At 67.5% G+C, this 17,379-nt stretch carries 13 protein-coding genes; 6 read left to right on the top strand and 7 right to left on the bottom strand.

Translation table 11 applies throughout. The annotated features are described in order from the left end of the window. Positions 1–22 precede the first annotated feature (22 nt). Complete coding sequence (locus tag ACWDAS_RS28845; protein WP_450396674.1) at positions 23–592, bottom strand: hypothetical protein; 570 nt, start codon at positions 590–592, stop codon at positions 23–25. Between the two features lie 495 nt (positions 593–1,087). Here ACWDAS_RS28845 and ACWDAS_RS28840 point away from each other — a divergent pair, with 495 nt between their 5' ends. Continuing rightward, the gene (locus tag ACWDAS_RS28840; RefSeq protein ID WP_450396671.1) at positions 1,088–1,288 is read left to right on the top strand and encodes a hypothetical protein; all 201 of its coding nucleotides are present in this window, start codon (positions 1,088–1,090) and stop codon (positions 1,286–1,288) included. A gap of 128 nt (positions 1,289–1,416) precedes the next feature. Here the strand turns inward: ACWDAS_RS28840 and ACWDAS_RS28835 are convergent, their stop codons facing one another. After that, a complete protein-coding gene (locus ACWDAS_RS28835; RefSeq protein ID WP_450396670.1) occupies positions 1,417–1,692 on the bottom strand; it encodes a hypothetical protein in 276 nt (91 codons plus the stop codon). Positions 1,693–2,191: 499 nt separating this feature from the next. Here ACWDAS_RS28835 and ACWDAS_RS28830 point away from each other — a divergent pair, with 499 nt between their 5' ends. Then, positions 2,192–2,344 (top strand): hypothetical protein, encoded by a 153-nt coding sequence (locus ACWDAS_RS28830; RefSeq protein ID WP_450396667.1) that lies wholly within the window; start codon positions 2,192–2,194, stop codon positions 2,342–2,344. Between the two features lie 702 nt (positions 2,345–3,046). On the opposite strand, the gene ACWDAS_RS28825 is transcribed toward ACWDAS_RS28830, so the two are convergent. The 4 genes from ACWDAS_RS28825 to ACWDAS_RS28810 are packed head-to-tail and all read right to left on the bottom strand — an operon-like array spanning position 3,047 to position 11,301. Further along, entirely contained in the window at positions 3,047–6,307 is a 3,261-nt protein-coding gene (locus tag ACWDAS_RS28825) for a type I restriction endonuclease subunit R (protein ID WP_450396664.1), read from the bottom strand. Continuing rightward, positions 6,304–7,530 (bottom strand): restriction endonuclease subunit S, encoded by a 1,227-nt coding sequence (locus ACWDAS_RS28820; RefSeq protein ID WP_450396662.1) that lies wholly within the window; start codon positions 7,528–7,530, stop codon positions 6,304–6,306. The genes ACWDAS_RS28825 and ACWDAS_RS28820 overlap by 4 nt, the downstream gene beginning before the upstream one ends. Further along, on the bottom strand, positions 7,523–9,145 hold the full coding sequence (locus ACWDAS_RS28815; protein WP_450396659.1) for a class I SAM-dependent DNA methyltransferase: 1,623 nt from the start codon (positions 9,143–9,145) through the stop codon (positions 7,523–7,525). The genes ACWDAS_RS28820 and ACWDAS_RS28815 overlap by 8 nt, the downstream gene beginning before the upstream one ends. Before the next feature lie 17 nt (positions 9,146–9,162). Continuing rightward, positions 9,163–11,301 (bottom strand): hypothetical protein, encoded by a 2,139-nt coding sequence (locus ACWDAS_RS28810; protein WP_450396657.1) that lies wholly within the window; start codon positions 11,299–11,301, stop codon positions 9,163–9,165. A gap of 241 nt (positions 11,302–11,542) precedes the next feature. Here ACWDAS_RS28810 and ACWDAS_RS28805 point away from each other — a divergent pair, with 241 nt between their 5' ends. Beyond that, the gene (locus ACWDAS_RS28805; RefSeq protein WP_450396655.1) at positions 11,543–12,139 is read left to right on the top strand and encodes a hypothetical protein; all 597 of its coding nucleotides are present in this window, start codon (positions 11,543–11,545) and stop codon (positions 12,137–12,139) included. 354 nt (positions 12,140–12,493) lie between these two features. Continuing rightward, entirely contained in the window at positions 12,494–13,012 is a 519-nt protein-coding gene (locus ACWDAS_RS28800; RefSeq protein ID WP_450396652.1) for a hypothetical protein, read from the top strand. A gap of 86 nt (positions 13,013–13,098) precedes the next feature. Here the strand turns inward: ACWDAS_RS28800 and ACWDAS_RS28795 are convergent, their stop codons facing one another. After that, positions 13,099–13,242 (bottom strand): hypothetical protein, encoded by a 144-nt coding sequence (locus tag ACWDAS_RS28795; RefSeq protein ID WP_450396650.1) that lies wholly within the window; start codon positions 13,240–13,242, stop codon positions 13,099–13,101. Positions 13,243–14,530: 1,288 nt separating this feature from the next. Here ACWDAS_RS28795 and ACWDAS_RS28790 point away from each other — a divergent pair. Both ACWDAS_RS28790 and ACWDAS_RS28785 read left to right on the top strand, forming a co-directional pair. Further along, a complete protein-coding gene (locus ACWDAS_RS28790; protein WP_450396648.1) occupies positions 14,531–16,990 on the top strand; it encodes an AAA family ATPase in 2,460 nt (819 codons plus the stop codon). Beyond that, positions 16,990–17,370 (top strand): hypothetical protein, encoded by a 381-nt coding sequence (locus tag ACWDAS_RS28785; protein ID WP_450396646.1) that lies wholly within the window; start codon positions 16,990–16,992, stop codon positions 17,368–17,370. Before ACWDAS_RS28790 ends, ACWDAS_RS28785 begins: the two co-directional genes overlap by 1 nt. Positions 17,371–17,379 lie beyond the last annotated feature (9 nt).

Below are 17,379 nucleotides of genomic sequence, written 5' to 3'. Positions count from 1 at the left end.
GGCTGATGCTCCGGCCCGGTGATCAGCGCACTACGCGGATCGCGTCCGGGTTCCACCAGTACGTGCGCCAGTACGTCACCGGGAAGTCGTCGCCCTCGAGGAACGTGACCTTCGCCTGGACGGCGTGCCGACCATCGCGGTGGCGGATCTTGTACCAGACCACCGCGTCGTGCCACCGGCCACCAACACGGACCTGGACGCGCGGCTGCTGCCCCGGCTCGAAGCCCTCGTACTTCGGGATCTGGTCGTGCGGGACCTCGCCCCGCCGGATACGCATCACGTCCCCGTTCTGCAGCTGCATCTCCACGGGGCTGACTGCGGTCACCGACGCGCGGACCTCGAACACGTCCGTCGACCACCAGAACCAGGCCCGCCGCCGGCCGTCCGGCAGCACGGGCCACACCATCAGGTGCACGGACTCCCGGCCGTCGGCGTGCGTCCGCCGCTCGGTCACCCACGCCCGGTAGCGGCGGCCGCCCAACTTGAACGCCACCCGCTGCCGCCGGTGCTCGGGAAGAGAGTCGACGAACGCAGGAGGTGCCGCCCCGGGCTCCCGGGGCGGCACCTCCACCGCATCACGCCACTCGCTCACATGTTCGACTGTAGGGCGGGGGAGGGGCACAACCAACCCCGGCCAGCGCCGCTCACTCCTTCGAGTGGCCACCGCCCCGCCTTCGCTGCCCTACCCACGCCGCCCATTGACAGGCCCTGAGCACAGCCGAAAGCGATCTCCCCGCCGCCCGACCGCAACGCTGTCGACGTGGCCTCACCGGCCCCGTCGACCAGGTCGCCCGTGTCCGCGCCTGGATCCAGGCCAGCGCCACCGGCGGAAGCAGCATGCTCCTCGACCTGCCTTAGGTCGGCCTCGGCCTGGTCCGCTGCCGCATGCGGAACTCCGCCCCGCCGGAGGTGCAGGGTTTCCCGCTTCGGGGGTTTCGGTGACGCGTGCGGGGTAAGGCGCCCTGCCGGAGCCGCCCGCTTCGCCCCCCGACCGGGCGGCTCCCGAGAGGCTCCCCCCTCTCGGCGGTCAGCACCCTTGCGAGCTGGGGCCTGCTCTACTCAGGCCCCGGCCAGCGAGGAGGTCACGATGGACGAGAAGACCCGCATGCATCGCTCCGGAGAGAAAGTCCCGGTCAGCGGCATCTACGAATGCACATGCGGCGAGGGCCACCGCTTCACCATCACGAGTACAAACGTGCAGGGCCACACCTTCCCGCCGGTCCCGGAAAACTGCTCCGGAACCGGCTGGAACCTCCTGACCCCTGCCCACGCGGAGCGAAGCCCATAGGCCCCCAGCAGCCCGCCCGGTTACGTAGTGAGTGCCGGGCGGGCGCCCTGCACGGCCCCGCCGAACACTGACCCGCCTGCCGAGACGGGACCGCTCACGCCTCAGGTGGCGGGAGGGCGAGCGGCTGGCTACTCGCCGGCGTAGTCGTCGCCGTATGCCGCCTTCCGGATGGCCCTGCCCAGCTCGTACGAGCCGTGCTCCGCTGCAAGGCCGGACTCCTCGATCGCAGCCCGCAACTCCGCCGCGACCTCCACCCACTTCGCCTGAAGCACGGCGCTCTCGGCTCGCTGCTCCTCCGACCACTCCAGTACCGGAGTCTTCGTCGCGCGGTGGTGAGCTTCGATTGCCTTTCGGGCTGTGTCGTACTGCCGTCGCAGGTCAGCAAGTGATTCGGGAACGTCCATGGCGCGGATGCTAACCGCGGGCACTGACAGCGGCCGGGCTACGCCTCGGGCAGATGGTCAGGTCGGGGTCCGAAGGCGAGCGTGCACAGCGGGGGGAGAGATCGGCCACGCTGCAGCCCCCTCGACTGTCCGTAGGTGCTTACGGCCTTGAGGGTGTGCTTGTGGCTGGCTCAGCCACAAGCGGCGCCGTCGAAGCCCTGTATCTACTGCCCCTCAGCTTCCGACCCTAGACTCGCCAGAATCGCTGCCAATTGAGCCGGACAGGGGCCATTCCCTGTAGGGGACGTTATGGCTGTTTCTCAGGGCGGACAGACCCCCTACGCAGCACCCAGGCGTTCGTGCCCTGGCTGACGTCCCATCCCAGAGCGGAGAGTCACAGGCCCCTCCTGCTTGCATGATCAGCAGCCGGCAACCTGCCTGGTGGCGCGAGGCTAGGTCCGAAGCATGGATGACCTTGCTCGGCATGATACGAGCATCAAGCCTCCGTACACCGGCCAACATGCGTTCTTACCTGCTGATTCTCGGCAAGCGAGAGGCCGTCGCCTGGGTGCTGCGCGAGCGACGCATGGCGTTTCCGCCCGGTCGGCGGGTCGAAGTCACACGCCTGGAACCGGGCGACGAGCTGCTGATCTACACAACGCGAGGCTGCTGACACAACCCGGCGCGGGACCGGGGCAGAATCATCGGCCAGGCGCGAGTCGCCTCGCCTGTGAAGGTGCTGGAGACGCCGGTTGAGTTGGCAGGGCGGGAGTTCACCTCAGGGTGTGAGCTCGAGGTACAGACACTCACCCCGTATCTGAGCGGGGTGGAACTGGCACCGCTGGTCGACCGGTTGGAGGCGTTTCCGAGTATGACGGCTTGGAATTCCATGCTGAGGCGCCCGCTCTTGGAGCTGAGTATCGGAGACTCGGCGATGTTACGGAGGGGGCTGGCCGACATGGAGCGTTCAGCGGACGAGCTTGTGGGGGAATACCTGGCATCGATCAAACCCGTCCAGGAGCAGCGACGTAGTGGCCGTGCTGCACTGAGGTGAGACGTGCCGTGCCTGGGGGTACGCCTGGTGCGCCGACCGTGAGGTCGAGGCGAAACAGCTCGTCCGGCCAGTGATCACATAAGAAGAAATTGCCCCTGCCCGGCGAGAGATTATCGAGGTCTTTGTTCCTGCCGCCATCAGAGGCACTTTCAAGGTGAAGATGTGTATCGGGTCCTACCCGCGTGTCAGCGTCGAGGTCGGTGGTTGCGAGATCATCTCGCAGGCGGGGGCCATGTTGTTGGTGGAGAAGCGACATGCTGTCCCGGCAGAAAGACACTCCTGCCGGGGCAGATCCGTGGCCGCAAAGTGCCGGAGTCGGCGTCAGCTGTCCGCTACGCCGGTCGTGGACCACTCATTGGCGAAGTGCTCCATCTGCTTCAGGACCAGGTTGATGGCCTCGACTTCCTGGTCCGGCGGGTAGCCCCGGCGGGCCAGGAGGCGCTTGATGGCGCTTCGGAGGCGGGCGCGGACCGGTTCGCGGGCGATCCAGTCGGGCTTGAGCTTGCTGCGGACCTCTGCGACCAGTTCGCGGGCGATCCCGGCCAGCACTTCATCACCCATCACCGAGCGTGCCGTACCGTGGTCGGCCACCGCGTCGTAGAAGGCGAGCTCGCGCCAGTCCAGCGGCGGCTCGAACTTCTCGCCACGCCGAGTGTCTTCGACGACCTCCTTGGCCATCTCGACGAGCTTGGCGATGAGCTCCGCGCTGGTGTACTGCTGCCGCATGTACCGGACCATGAGGTCCTGCAGCCGCTCGGAGAACGTCGTACGCCGGACGATGTTGTGCCGGGTCACCTCGCGCATCTTCTGCTCGATGAGCCGCCGCAGGGCCTCCGCCGCCAGGTGCGGAGTCTCGCTGTTCTGCAGCTGAGCGACGAGCGCGTCGTTGAGGTGCGTCAGATCGGCCATCTCCAGGCCGGCTTCGGCGAACAAGTCTGTCACACCGCCGGTCTCGACGACCGAGGACGTCAGCTGGGCGAGGTACAGCTCGACGTCGCGGGCGACGGGCAGACCGCGGGCCTCGCGTTCCATCGCATCGAGCTTGGCCATGTAGGCGCGGACTTCAACGAAGAACTGGATGTTCCGGCGCCAGGCGGGGTGGTCGGGGAACCGCTCGTGGATGTTCCGGGAGCTGGCGGACAGCGCGTAGAAGCGTTCCAGGCGGTGGGCGTGGTCGCGGAAGCGGCGGCCGAGGGTCTGGCGGGGGTCGTCGAGCTTGTCCGGGTCGTTGCCCGGGGTGCGCGGGTCCCGCAAGTAGTTGGCGGTCTTCATCGCGGCGTCGATGAATGCCGTCTTGGTCGGCTGTGTGAGCCGTGCCCGCCAGTCGAAGGCGCGCAGGATGTCGGTGAGGATGTCGTACTCATTGCGCAGTTCGTCCAGAGCCCGATCGAGGTCCTGGCCGAGGGTGCGGTCCTGCTGGTCGGCGTCGGTGTACTCGGCGATCGCCCGCTGAAGGTTCTCAGTGAGCGGCGCGTAGCCGACGAGGAGGCCGTCCTCCTTGCCGCGGAAGCGGCGGTTGACGCGAGCCAGGGCCTGCATCAGGTTGGCGCCCTTGAGCGGCCGGTCCAGGTACATCGTGTGGACCGGCGGGGCGTCGAAGCCAGTCAGCAGCATGTTGTTGACGATGAGCAGTTCCAGCTCGTCGTCGGGATCCTTGGCGCGGTTGATGACCGCCTTGCGCTGGCTGTCGCGCAGGGCATGGGCGCGTAGGTGGTCGGGGTCCTTGCGGGAGTCCGAGGAGAAGACGATCTTCATGGCGCCCTTGTCAACCTCGTCGCCGTGCCACTCGGGCCGCAGCTCGCGCAGGGCGTCGTAGACCCGGACGCAGATCTCGCGCGTCGCGCACACGACCATCGCCTTGCCGGCCGCGCCGCCATTCTCGGAGACGCCGACGAACGGCTTCATCCGATCGCGCCGCGCCTCCCAGTGCTCCACCAGGTCCCGAGCAAGGTCCCTTATGCGGGCGGGCGCGCCGTACATCGCGTTCATGGTGGCGACGGCCTGCTCGACGCGGCGGCGTTCGGTGTCGTCGAGGCCGTCGGTGATGCGGTCGGCCTCCTCGTCGATCTTCGTCGGGTCGACATCGCCGTCCAGAACGAGCTGGATGACGCGGCCTTCGTGGAAGACCTTGACAGTCGCTCCGTCGTCGGCGGCGCGCTTGAGGTCGTAGACGTCGATGTAGTCGCCGAAGACCTCGCGGGTGTTGCGGTCGGCCTCGGAGATCGGTGTGCCGGTGAAGGCGAGGAGCGTGGCGTGCGGGAGCGCGTCGCGCAGGTGGCGGGCGTAGCCGTCGAGGGAGTCGTAGTGGCTGCGGTGCGCCTCGTCGACGACCAGCACGATATTGCGGCGGTCCGACAGCAGCGGGTGATCGGCCCCGGACTCCTTTTCCTCCTTGGTCCTGCCGAACTTCTGGAGGGTGGTGAAAAGGATGCCGCCGACGCGCTTGGCCGCGAGCTCCTCGCGCAGTTCCGCCCGGGTGAGGACCTGCTTCGGGGCCTCCGGGAGGATCTCGCTCTCCAGGAAGGTCGTGTACAGCTGATCGTCGAGGTCAGTGCGGTCCGTGATGATGACGACCGTAGGGTTTAGCAGTGCCGGGTCGCGCATCACCATCGTCGTGGTGAGGACCATTTCCTCGGACTTACCAGAGCCCTGCGTGTGCCAGACAACGCCGGCCTTCCCATTGCTCGCGGCAGCCTCCCGAACGGCCTCCGCGGCCCGGGTCACCGCGTGGTACTGATGCGGTTTGGCAATGCGCTTCATCCGCTTCGACGGGACGAAGTTGATGAAGGACTGGATGAGAGAGAGGAAGCGTGACTGGGTGAACAGACCGCACAGTGCCAGGTTCTGGCCCGAGTCCCATATCCCCTCGGCGTCGAGCGCGTTGACCCGCGCGCCGAACTCGTCCGTGTTCCACGGCGCGAAGTGTTCGTACGGGGTGAAGGGCGTGCCGTACTTCGCCGTGATGCCGTCGGAGAGTAGGACGACGGCGTTGTAGCGGAAGGCGGTCGGGAACTCCTCAACGTAGCGGGCCACCTGGGAGTGCGCGTCCTGGAGGGTGGCACCCTCGTCACCGGCGCGCTTCAGCTCCAGGACGGCGAGCGGAAGGCCGTTGACATACAGGACCACGTCGAAGCGGCGGTTCTTCTCGCCGTCGATGACGGTGACCTGGTTGAGGGCACGGTAGATGTTCGCGTCCGGATTGGCCAGGTCGACGAGGCGGAGGGTCGGGTTGTGCTCGGCGCCGAAGGCGTCGGTGTAGGTGACGGAGCGGATTCCTGCCGTCAGGTTGGCGTGGGCGGTCCGGTTCTCCTCGTATGTGTCCTGTGAGGCCGGGGTCGTCGCGATGGCGACGGCGTCGCGGATGGAGTCCGGGGGGATGTCGGGGTTGAGCCGCTCGACCGCCTCGCGGAGGTCGGGGTAGAGGATCAGGTCGTCCCATGACTTGCGGTGCCCGGAGCCGGGTGCGAACTCGTTGCCGGAGGCGGACAGCCAGGCCAGCTCGGCGAGTTCGTCGAGCGCGAGCCCCTCCCAGTCGGCCTCCAGGGGGCGGTGGTGCTCCTTGCTCTCGTCGTCGTACGTCATGTGTGATCCTCGACAATCGTCTCGGCGTCCTTGACGCGGAGTCGGCCGGACATGAGCTGGGGGAGGAGGGTATCGCGGAGGGTGGCTAGGGTCAGGTTCTCTCTCAGTGCCTGGGCTCCCATGGCAAGTAGGGGGGTTGTCTGAGAGCTCCATTCTTGGAGAAGGGGGAGGTCTGGAGTTCTTACTTCGAGGCTTGTTACGACGCTCTTATTGATGTGCTGCTGCGCTCCACCAGTTCCGTGCTTAATGAGTTCATTTCGATGATGCCTGATCCAGAAGAAGAGCCAGTCGTTAAGCGGGCGCTCGCGGCTCCATACACCTACCAATGACTGATTACCGCTGGTTTCAATTTCCAAGCGCGAAACTTGCCCCATGGTAGCCCCCGTAATTGCCACGACGGTTGCCCCACAGGGCATGATCTTCGCCGCACTATTCTCGAGTGCTTCCTGGGTGATGAGTGCACTTGGCTGCATTACTCGAAAGTCGTTCGCCTTCCCTGAGTTTACCCAATTGACGGTGCCGTCCGCCCAGTATGATGGATTTGCACGGCTCGGGGTGCCGCCCAATACAACTGTCGCCAAGCTTCCAAGGGGCGTGGTCATTCCATTGAGATGGCGCAGTGCTTGCTTGAACTGTTCGTATGCCAGTTCATCCGCCGTAGCCGCGATGCGCTCATTGACGACTATCTTGTCATCCAGCCCCCCGAGCAGGGCTACCACCGCGCGCTGTTCTACAACAGGCGGGTGGGGGACTTTGAACGACTTCACGGTAGCGACAGGTTGGACCAGGCCTGGAACTCCCACGGTTGAGACGTGTTGCAGGATCTCGCGTTGTCCGGCAGGAGAGGTCAACCAGTAGTAGTAGAACTCGGGGATGGCCTGCGCAGAATTAAGTCGAGCTTTTACTTGACTGGTAGAGAGAACGTAACGATCGTACTTCGGTGATCGTGGGATCATCGAAACCTGGCCGATGGTACCCCGGTGAGTAATTACCAAGTCGCCTGAGGTCAGATTTGCACCAGGCAGACTGTCCGCCTTTTCTTTGGTGATGAAGACGAAATCGTCGTCACGGAAGCGGCCATTCCCGAGATTTACACCCCGCACGAGTGGAACCCCAGAAGGAACATAGTCGTTCTTCGTATAGGCCGATCCGTACGGCTTCGAGAAAGAACTCTTTTCCGGTGCTGCGAGTTCCTCAAATCGGACTACAGGCCACTCAGACATTGACCCTCCCCAGCTGCTGCCGAACCTTTTCCTCCAGCTCTTCCGACCTGTCGAACAACCTGTACAGCTCCTCCGTCAGCTTCGTGATCCTCTCCGCCACAGCCTCCGCGGCCTCCTCCTCCGCCTCCGCAGCTCCCACGTACGGCCCTGGCGTCAGCATGTACCCATGCTCGCGGACGGTCTCCAGGTCGGCCGAAAAACAGAACCCCGGCTCGTCCTCATACGTCAGCCCCTCTTCACGCGCCGACGCCGTCCCACGCCACGCGTGGTACGTCCCGGAGATCTTCGTGAGGTCGGCGTCCGTCAGGATGCGCTCGGTCCGGTCGGCCATCTCGCCCATATCCCGGGCGTCGATGAAGAGGATCTCGCCGCGCCGGTCGGTTAGCCGCCGTGCGCCCTGTGGGGTCTTGTCCTTGGCCAGGAACCAGAGGCAGGCCGGGATCTGCGTCGTTCGGAACAGCTGTGGCGGTAGCGCGACCATGCATGCCACCAGGTCCGCCTCGACCATCGCTTGGCGGATCTCCCCCTCGCCACTCTGCTGAGAGCTCATGGACCCATTGGCGAGGACGATGCCAGCCGTGCCCTTCTCGCCCAGCTTCGAGATCATGTGCTGGAGCCAGGCGTAGTTGGCGTTGTTCCTCGGCGGTACCCCGTACTTCCACCGGGGATCGGTCTCGTCCCTCGCCCAGTCCTTGATGTTGAAGGGGGGGTTGGCCATGACGAAGTCGGCCTTGAGGTCGGGGTGCTTGTCGTCGGCGAAGGTGTCGCCCCAGCGGGGGGCGAGGTTGCCGTCGATGCCGTGGATGGCGAGGTTCATCTTGCCCAGGCGCCAAGTGCGCTCGTTGAGCTCCTGGCCGTAGACCGAAAGGTCGGCCTTGTGGCCGCGACCCCGGTGCGCCTCGATGAACTTGGCCGCCTGGACGAACATGCCTCCCGAGCCGCACGCCGGGTCGTACACCCGTCCCTCGTACGGTTCCAGGATCTCCACGATCAGCTGGACGACGGAGCGGGGCGTGTAGAACTCCCCGCCCCGCTTGCCCTCGGCACGGGCGAAGTTGCCGAGGAAGTACTCGTACACCTCGCCCAGCACGTCCTGCGCGGGCTTGTCCGCGCTGCCGCCGAAGCGGGCGTCGCTGATGAGGTCGACGAGTTCGGACAGGCGCTTCTGGTCGACGTTGTCGCGGTTGAAGATTTTCGGAAGGACACCGGTCAGCGCCGCGTTCTCTCGCATCACGGCGTCCATCGCGGCGTCGAGGAGCTTGCCGACACCCTGGCTCTTGCCGTGGGCGGCGATCCACGACCAGCGGGCGGTCTCCGGGACCCAGAAGACGTGGGCGCCGGCGTACTCGTCGCGGTCTTCCAGGAAGTCGTCGAGGCGGTCCTCGGCGATGCCGTCCTCGGCGAGCTCCTTGGCCAGCTCGGCGCGGCGCTCCTCGAAGGCGTCGGAGACGTACTTCAGGAAGATCAGGCCGAGGACGAACTCCTTGTACTGCGCGGCATCGATGGAGCCGCGCAGCTTGTCCGCGGCCTTCCACAGGATGTCCTGGATCTCCTTGGCGGTGGAGGCGCTGAACAGCTCCGCCTGGTCGGCGGGCTTCTTTTGGCCGGGAATCATGGGGTGGAGCGTCTCCTTCATCTGTCGGTTCCGGGGAGGTTCTGGATGGTCAGTGTGCCGTCGGCAATGCCGGCGGCGGTCACGCGGGCCAGGGCGTCGAGTGCGGCGGACTGCTCCCGCAGGAGCGCCGCGCGGCTCTCGATCTCGGCGAGCACGGCGTCGAAGCGTTCGGCTTCGTCCCGGCTCAGGTCGGGGATGAGAAGGTCCTCGATGCGCCGTGATGCCCGCACCGCGCCGCTGGTGCGCGCGTACTCGGATGCTGCCGCTCGCAGCAGTGCCGCCAGCACGCGCGGCTGGAGCGGGGGGTCGGCGTCGGGGTGGACGCGCAAGATGCGGGCCGGGGCGGCGACGACCGATACGCCCTTCTCGTCGACGTAGACGCCGAAGCGCGGGTTGACGGTTATGACGATGTCGCCCGGCTCGGTGAACTGGGCGTGCTCGTAGGCGGTGAAGAGCACGCCGCGGTCGATGCGGCGGCTGCCTCGGCGCGTGGCGTCGAGAATCGCGTCGGGCGTGAGCACGGGGTAGTGGCCCTCGGCAGTGAGGTGCTCGGCGGCGATGCGGTGGCCGGGGCGTCGGCGCAGACGGCGCTCGGCGAGGAGACGGCGAACGGTGGTGCGCCGCACCGGCTGGTCCTCGGGGCGTAGAACGGCCTGGGCGCGCAGTGTGGCGCGCAGGCCGGCGTACTGTTGGGCCTGCTCGTGAAGCTCCGTCAGGCGCTGCTCCAAGTCGCTGATACGTGCCGGGCGCTCGATGACGTTGCGGGTGTAGCGGGCCGCGGTCGGGCGGTGCTGCGTGGTGAAGGCGGCGCCCGGCCGGTCGTCTAGGTCCTTTGCGGGGACGATCACGGCGTTGCGCGGCTCGTGCCGGAGGTCCTCGCGCCAGCCGGAGGCGCGCCAGATGGCGATGTCCTCGGCGAGCGTGTCGAGAACGGGTTCAGTGAGCGGCTGCGCCGAGAAGTCGGAGAGGAGCACTTGGCCCGCGCGCTGTGCCTCCGGCGTGCGGGACAGTACCCAAATGGCCGTGCGGTAGCCGGGGCGGTATGCGAATGCGCCGTCGGGGAGACTGATCGCGGCCTTGAGAAGACCCTCCTGGAGGAAGGACCGGCGCAGGCGGTCGGCCTCGCCGTGTCGGGCAAGGGGGCGTACGAGCACGTCGGCGGGACCCAGGACGACGGCCGTGGAGCCGGTGCCGAGGTAGTCGGCGAGCGCCTGAACCCGCTCCAGGACGGCCTGCGGGCTGCGGGTCTCCGCCGCCTCGTACGGGAGGACGCAGACCAGCAGGTCCGGGTAGTCCCAATCATCGGCGGACAGGTTCTCGCCCTCTATGACGTCTAGTTGGAACTCGTACACTCCGCGGACGAGCATCCGGCGGCGGACGAGGCGGACCCGGGCGGGGTCGGGGTCGGCGGCCAGGTAAGTGTGGGCGGAGGCTTCGGGGGCCTGGGTGTGGAGGGCGGCGAGGAGGTCCCCGGCGCCGGCGTGAGGGGTGGCGATGACGGAGCCCTCGTCGAGGGTGTCGACGCCGGAGAGGGCCGCGAGGGCCCGGACCACCGCCGGGGTGGGCTCGTCGGCGGCCAGATCGTGGGAGCCGAGGCGGCGGCGGGCCTCCAGGACCCAGTCGAAGGCCTCGGCGGGGGTGTAGGCGGCCTCGGTCAGCTCGTCGGCTAGCGCGGCCAGCGCGGGGCCGGTGCGGTCGGGGTCGGGTACGGCGCGCAGCTCGGAGAGGAGGAACGTGTCCTCGGGGTCGAGGCCGGCGGCCCGGTCCAGGACCGATCCCCAGCTCTGGCCGGAGACAGCGATGTCGAGCTGCTGACGCAGGCAGATCAGCGCGGTCAGCGCCCCCACCAGGACAGAAGCGGAAAGGGAGGGCGTCCGCCAGGCGGAGAGGGTGTGCAGAGCCAGCTCGGCGCGCAGGTGGCGGGGGTCGGCGTTGCCGTGGCCCGTCGCCGTCAGCCAATCGACGACCGTGCGGGCGTCGAACAGGGGCCGCCCGTCCTCGTGGGCGACGGGCGCGGGAAAGTCCGGGTGTCTGCGGCTCCAGGTGGTGGGGACGGGCCGCTGCACTTGGGCGAGGGCGGCAATCTCGGAGTACGTGATCCGCCAGGCCGGCAGCTCGGGCAGGATGAGCGACGCCGTTTCGCGCTCAGTGGTCATCGGATCCCATCCCCCTGTCCCCTGTAAGTCGGGCCTCTCCTGCGAGTCTGGGCGGGCCGTCCGGCTCCAGGGCAGGTGCCAGAACTTTACAGCGATTGGGGTGATACGACCCCCATCGTGAGCTGATAACCCCGGTTATCGCGTCGATCCAACACTCCTGGCATCGGCGGACGGCACCTTGGGTCGTCACCTGCCACGCAGCACAGCGTGCGCACCGCGCGACGATCCGGAGGTACCCCGCATGACCAGCACGCCCTCGATACCGCCCGCCGGCCAGCAGCCCTACAGGTCCGGCGGGACCACCAGCTGGGGCGTGGCGCAGCCGCCGATGCCGCCCATGCAGCCGCCCGCCGGCACCAAGCCGTCGCGCCGCAAGGCGTGGCTCACCCACGGTGCGACGGCGCTCATCGCACTGAGCTTCGGTACCGCGATCGGCGGCAACGGAGGGTCCGGCGACACCACGGCTTCCGACCGCCCCGCACCCGCCGTCACCGTCACCAAGACCGCCGCTGCAGCCGCGCCCGAGCCGGCCGCGACGGTCACGCAGAAGGTCACCGAGAAGCCCAAGCCGGCCAAGAAGCCCGGCGCGCCCACCACCATCGATGGGGACGGCCAGTATCTGGCCGGCGAGGACATCAAGGCCGGCACCTACAAAACCGCGGGGCCTCAGGACGACGACTTCGGTCTCGGCTGCTACTGGGCCCGGCTCAAGAATGCCTCCGGCGAGTTCGACGCGATCATCGCGAACGACAACATCACCGGGCAGGCGCGCGTGACGGTCCACAAGGGCGAGTACTTCGAGACGAAGGGCTGCCTGAAGTGGGAGAAGGTCGGCTGACGCCCCGGCGCCTCCGGCTTCTTCCCTACCCGGCGGGGCGGGACTGCGGCACCCGCAGCGGCCCGCCCCTCGGCGCACCTCTCCCCGGCCTTCGTCTTCGGGCCCTCATCTCCCGTACGGCCGCGTCTCCGCCAGTCCACGCGCGGCGCTCATCTCCAGCGCACGACCGTACGTCCGCAGCTCAGCTCCGCCCCAGTCCACTCCGCGAAGGGAATCACCGCAATGTCCGAGCCCGAGCAGCCCACTCACGTCCCCACCCCGGCGCCGGATCCCGAACCTGCCGTACCTGCCCCGTCCCCGCACACAGCCCAGGTCCCGGCCATGCCCACGGCCACCCCGCCGGGCGACCTGGCCGTGACCGTGCCACCGAGCGGTTCCCGCTGGACGCTGCTGTCGCGGAGCACGGTCCTGGCCCTCGGCGTTGGCATCGGAGCCGCAGCGGTGGGAGCCTGCTGGCTGTCCTTGTCCCTCCTCGGCGGTGACGAGGTCAAGGCGAATGCCAGCAGTCCTTCCAGCACCGCCGCAGTTGAAGAGACGCGGGCGCCGGAACCGTTCGGGACGGACGGCACGCTCACTCTCATCAAGGTTGGCACGGGACTTGAGACCGGGGAGCCGTGTTCCGGTACGGGTGGCTACTCCGACATTGACTTCGGCACCCAGGTCAACATCACCGATGCGGACGGCACCCTGGTCGCCACCGGCTCCCTGGACTTCGGCGAGAAGACCGAGGCGGGCTGCACGTTCGCGTTCACGGTCGACGACATCACACCGGGGTCGAAGTTCTACACCGTCGAGGTGTCCCATCGTGGCGGCCTCACGCAGACCGAGACCGATCTGCGCGCGGGTGGACTTGAGTTCACGCTCGGCGACTGATCCGTACCCGGCTCAACCAGCCTCGGCTGTCCGCCACCGCTGGCTGGAACAGGCCCGGCTTGCAGATGACGCGACGGAGGGACAGCTCATACGAGCTCGAGGCGGTGCCGGAAGGTGCTGCGGCTTCCGTCCGCGTCCCAGTCCTGGTGCTTGTCGACAGGGGTACGCCCGGGAACCCGCGCCAGTGGGTTGGGGAGCGACAGCGACGCCTCGGCCGTGCCCGTTGACATCGTCGGACAGCAGCCGTACCAGTCAAAGGTCTGCGCCGCCGTCCCGAGGGCGGGGCCAAGCGGTTATTCACTCTCGGCCAGGAAGGCCCGCGACCTTGCTGAGGTGAACGCCAACCGCTTTTGCCTTCTCCTTCAGACCAGAAGCTAGGTCTGCAGAATCCTCCAGCACCACTACGGGCTGAAGCTGTGCTTGTGAGGAAGCACCCCGGACCAACCTGCCGACATGCAAGACGGCTTCCTCCAGTCGGTTCAGTCCTCCAGTTCCTGGTGGCTCGGGGCTGGCTACCCACGTCCCATATGCGGTCTGCCCGTTGATCCAACCGAGGTCGAATTGTGGACCACGGCGTGCCGGGGCTCGAATTTCGAGTGATGCCCGTCCAGCGATCTGATCAATCAGAATCGACAGCAGCTTTTCGTGTCGAGGGGTTCCACGTCCCAGCACGTCAGCCTCAAGCCGACTGATCCCGCGACTCCGTAGGCGGAGTCTGTCAAACGGCCCGCCGAGGAATCCGTCTCCGACCTCAGGCATTACCGACACTTGATCACCCTGCATCTTGAGATTCCGGCAACGAGCCGGAGCCCCGAACAGTAGATCCGAGTAGCCGGCAGCGTCGACCACGTGAATATGCCGTCCCGCTGTGCGCGACTGCATCACTGCCAGGAGCTTTCTGCTCAGCCCGCGGTCCGCATCCTTGACGTTGCCTGCCAACTCTCCATGAACGACGAGGGTTACCTTCCTGGAAAAGCTATTCTGGCAGACAGCGCCTAATGTCTCGGAACGAGACATGCAGTCCTTACGGAAAACCCACTCTCCGTCCACCAGGGTCCTGCCGGTGAACATGAGTGTTTGCCCTCGGAGTTCGTGTATCCATCCAGTACATAGTGCGGGCACTCTCCTCAACCTCCCAGAGGTCGAACGGCCATTATTTCGCAGGGTACTTTCTGGTGGCCGTGACAGGAAGGCTTATCTCGGCGATCGAGGCTTTTCTGTGTCTCGGCCTGGCCAGGACCGCAGGGGCTCCCCCGCCGTACGGACGACTCTGCGCGGCCGCCTGGTGATCGTCCGGCCCGTCTCGCCAATGCTGATGCCGAGGAAGCCCGGCAGCAGTCTCTTGCTATGTCTGCTCTGAGAGGTTGATAACCCTGGTTATCAGCTATCCGAAACACTTGAATGCGCGATCTCCATATCGTTGCGTCTCGTCGGCGAGTAGCGCGTCAGACACCTCCGCACCACCGCTCGCCCTGCCCATCCCTCACGCACCACCGACTGGCGCCCGGGAGGCACCTCATGACGGAAGAGCCCGAGCAGAACGTGCACCACTCCACCGACCCGGCCGAGCCGAACCCGGCCGACCAGCCCGCGACCGTGGCCGAACTCGTGCAGAAGCGCCTCGCGGAGTCGTCGCTCAGCGATCCCGTAAAGGTGTTGCTGCAGGAGGCGCTGGGCGACGGCGAGGCCCGGGGGACGTCGTCCGTCGGCCGGATCTACCTCGACTCCGTGGCCGTCACCGGGTTCCGCGGCATCGGCCCGCGGACCTGGCTGGGCCTCAGCCCCCGGCCCGGCGTGAACCTCGTTGTGGGCCGCAACGGCTCGGGGAAGTCCAGCATCGCCGAGGGCATAGAAACGGCTTTCACCGGCGTCAACATGAGGTGGCATGGTCTGCACGCCTCGCGCAGCAGCAACTGGCGCAACCTCCACCACGGCGGCGGCAAGCCGGAGATCGAGGTCAAGCTCGCCATCGAGGGCGACCCGAGCCGAAGCACGCTCACCCGCACCTGGGACGGGGAGGACTTCGTCGCCTCCCAAGGTGAGTTCAAGCGGCCGGGATACGGCCGCGTCTCCGTCGACCAGGTGGACTGGAAGCAGGCCATGGAGGACTACCGGCCCTTCCTGTCGTATGTCGATCTCGACCGCATGATCAGTGGGAAGCCCGCCCAGATGTACGACGCCATCGCCTCGATCCTCGGCCTCAGGCACATCAGCGCGGCTGACAGCCGGCTCCGGGCGGAGGAGAAGGCACTCGACGACGCGGCGAAGGCGGCGAAGGGGGAAGTGCCGGAGCTCATTGCCGCCCTGTACGCCCTGGAGGACGACGAGCGTGCGGTCCACGCGCTCGTGGCCATCGACACCCCGGACAGCCCGGACTTCAGCGCCCTCCGGGCGCTCGTGGCCGGACTCCCCGACGACACCGAAGAGGGCCTGCTCGCCGAACTGCGCCTCGCGGCCGGCGTACAGGGGCCCGACCTGGTGCAGGTCGACGCGGCTCTGACCCGGCTGGATAAGGCTCTTGGCGCCGAGGAGGACGTACGCGGCACCAGCGCCGAGGACGCACACCAGCGCGCCGACCTCCTCGCCAGGGCCCTGGCTCACAGCGATCGGCACCCCGACGAGGAAGCCTGCCCGGTCTGCGGGACGGACGGCGCCCTGGACGCGGACTGGGCCGCGAGCGCCGCCGCGCAGGTCGCCGTCCTGAGGCAGGAGGCGAAGGCCGCCGACGACGCGCGCTCTGAACTGCGTTCGGCGGCGAGGGCTGTGCAGGACCTCGTGTACAGGCCTCAGCGGATCCCGGCCGCTCTGAGCGATCCGTGGGATGCCTGGACCGCCTGCCGGGCGATCAGCGATCCGGGCGAGCTGGCCCGGCGCGCCCGCGAGGCCGCCGCGGCCCTGGCCGACGCTTGCGCCGTGGTCAGGGAGAGTGCCGCCAAGGAGCTCGAGAGGCGGGACGAGCGGTGGCGCCTGATCGTCGTCCGCATCGCCGCCTGGGCGGAAAGAGCCCAGGCCGCTGAGGAGAACGATCCGCGGTTGAGGAACATCCGCAAGGCCCGCGCATGGATCAAGAAGCTGAGCACCGAACTGCGGGAGCGGCGCATGGAGGGCTTCGCGGATCACTCGCAGCGGATCTGGGAGAAGCTCCGCCAGGAGAGCGACATCGACCTCAACGGCGTGAGCCTGCGGGGCGGCGAAAAGGCCGCCGTCCGTTCGCTGGTTATGGACGTCTCCGTCGACGGCCAGGATGCGTCGGCCCTCGGCGTCATGAGCCAGGGGGAGCTGCACTCTCTCGCGCTCTCCCTGTTCCTGCCCCGTGCCGTCACGGCCGACAGCCCCTTCGGTTTCATCGTCGTCGACGACCCCGTGCAGTCCATGGACCCCGCCAAGGTCCACGGGCTCGCCCAGGTCCTGCACGAACTCGGGAAGCACCGGCAGGTCGTCGTGTTCACCCACGACACCCGGCTCCAGCGGGCGTTCACCAGCCAGGAGCTGCCAGTGACGGTGTTCCAGGTCGAACGGGCGAAGGCGTCCAAGGTGAAGGTCACGCGGGTGAACGACCCGGTCGCGCAGGCGCTCGCCGACGCGAAGGCCATCGCCGCCACGCCGAACCTCCCGGTCGCTGCACGCACCCACGTACTGCCCAGCCTCTGCCGCATCGCCCTCGAGAACGCCTTCCTGGAGGCGGCATGGATCCGGCACCACCGCAGTGGCGGACCCGAGCGGGAACTGCACGCCGCAGTCGACGACGCCGAGAAGTTCAGGAAGGTGGCGGCGCTAGCCCTCTTCGGTGACATCAAGAGGGTCGGCGACGTCGACCGAGAGGTGCGCGCCCGTTACGGGGCACAGGCGGCACAGCTCGTCAAGCAGTGCCAGAAGGGCGCGCACCCCGATGGCGCCCAGATCACCGACCCGCTGCGCTTCGTCGAGGACATCGATGCCCTGGCGCAGAAGCTGCGCAAGCCGGAGGTGGACGCGTGATGAGTGCCTCTGCTGCCTCCGTCTCCTCCATCGAAGACCTCCTGCTGACGGCCGACCGGCTGCTCGCCGACGACGTCGCTGGCGCAACGGCCGCCGGCCGTCACCGCGGGGCTTCCCTCGCCCTGCGAACCGCCTTGGAAATCTGCATAGACCGAGTACTCGACACCGCGGTCCCCGGGCTGTCCCGCACCACGGGCCGGGCCAAGCTGCTCTGTCTGCGCTGCTACACAGCGGCAGAGACGGCCCGCCGGGCCAAGGCCGTGTGGTCGCACCTGTGCCTGGGATGCCACTACCACCAGTACGAGATCGGCCCCACCCACGACCAGGTCCACGCCTGGCGGTCGGAGGTCGGGGACCTGGTCCAGGCATTGACCCCCTGACCGCCTGTT

This window comes from Streptomyces sp. NPDC001070 (genome assembly GCF_053598835.1).
Note: the sequence above shows the minus strand (reverse complement) of the source record. Positions and strands in the feature narration are given on the sequence as shown.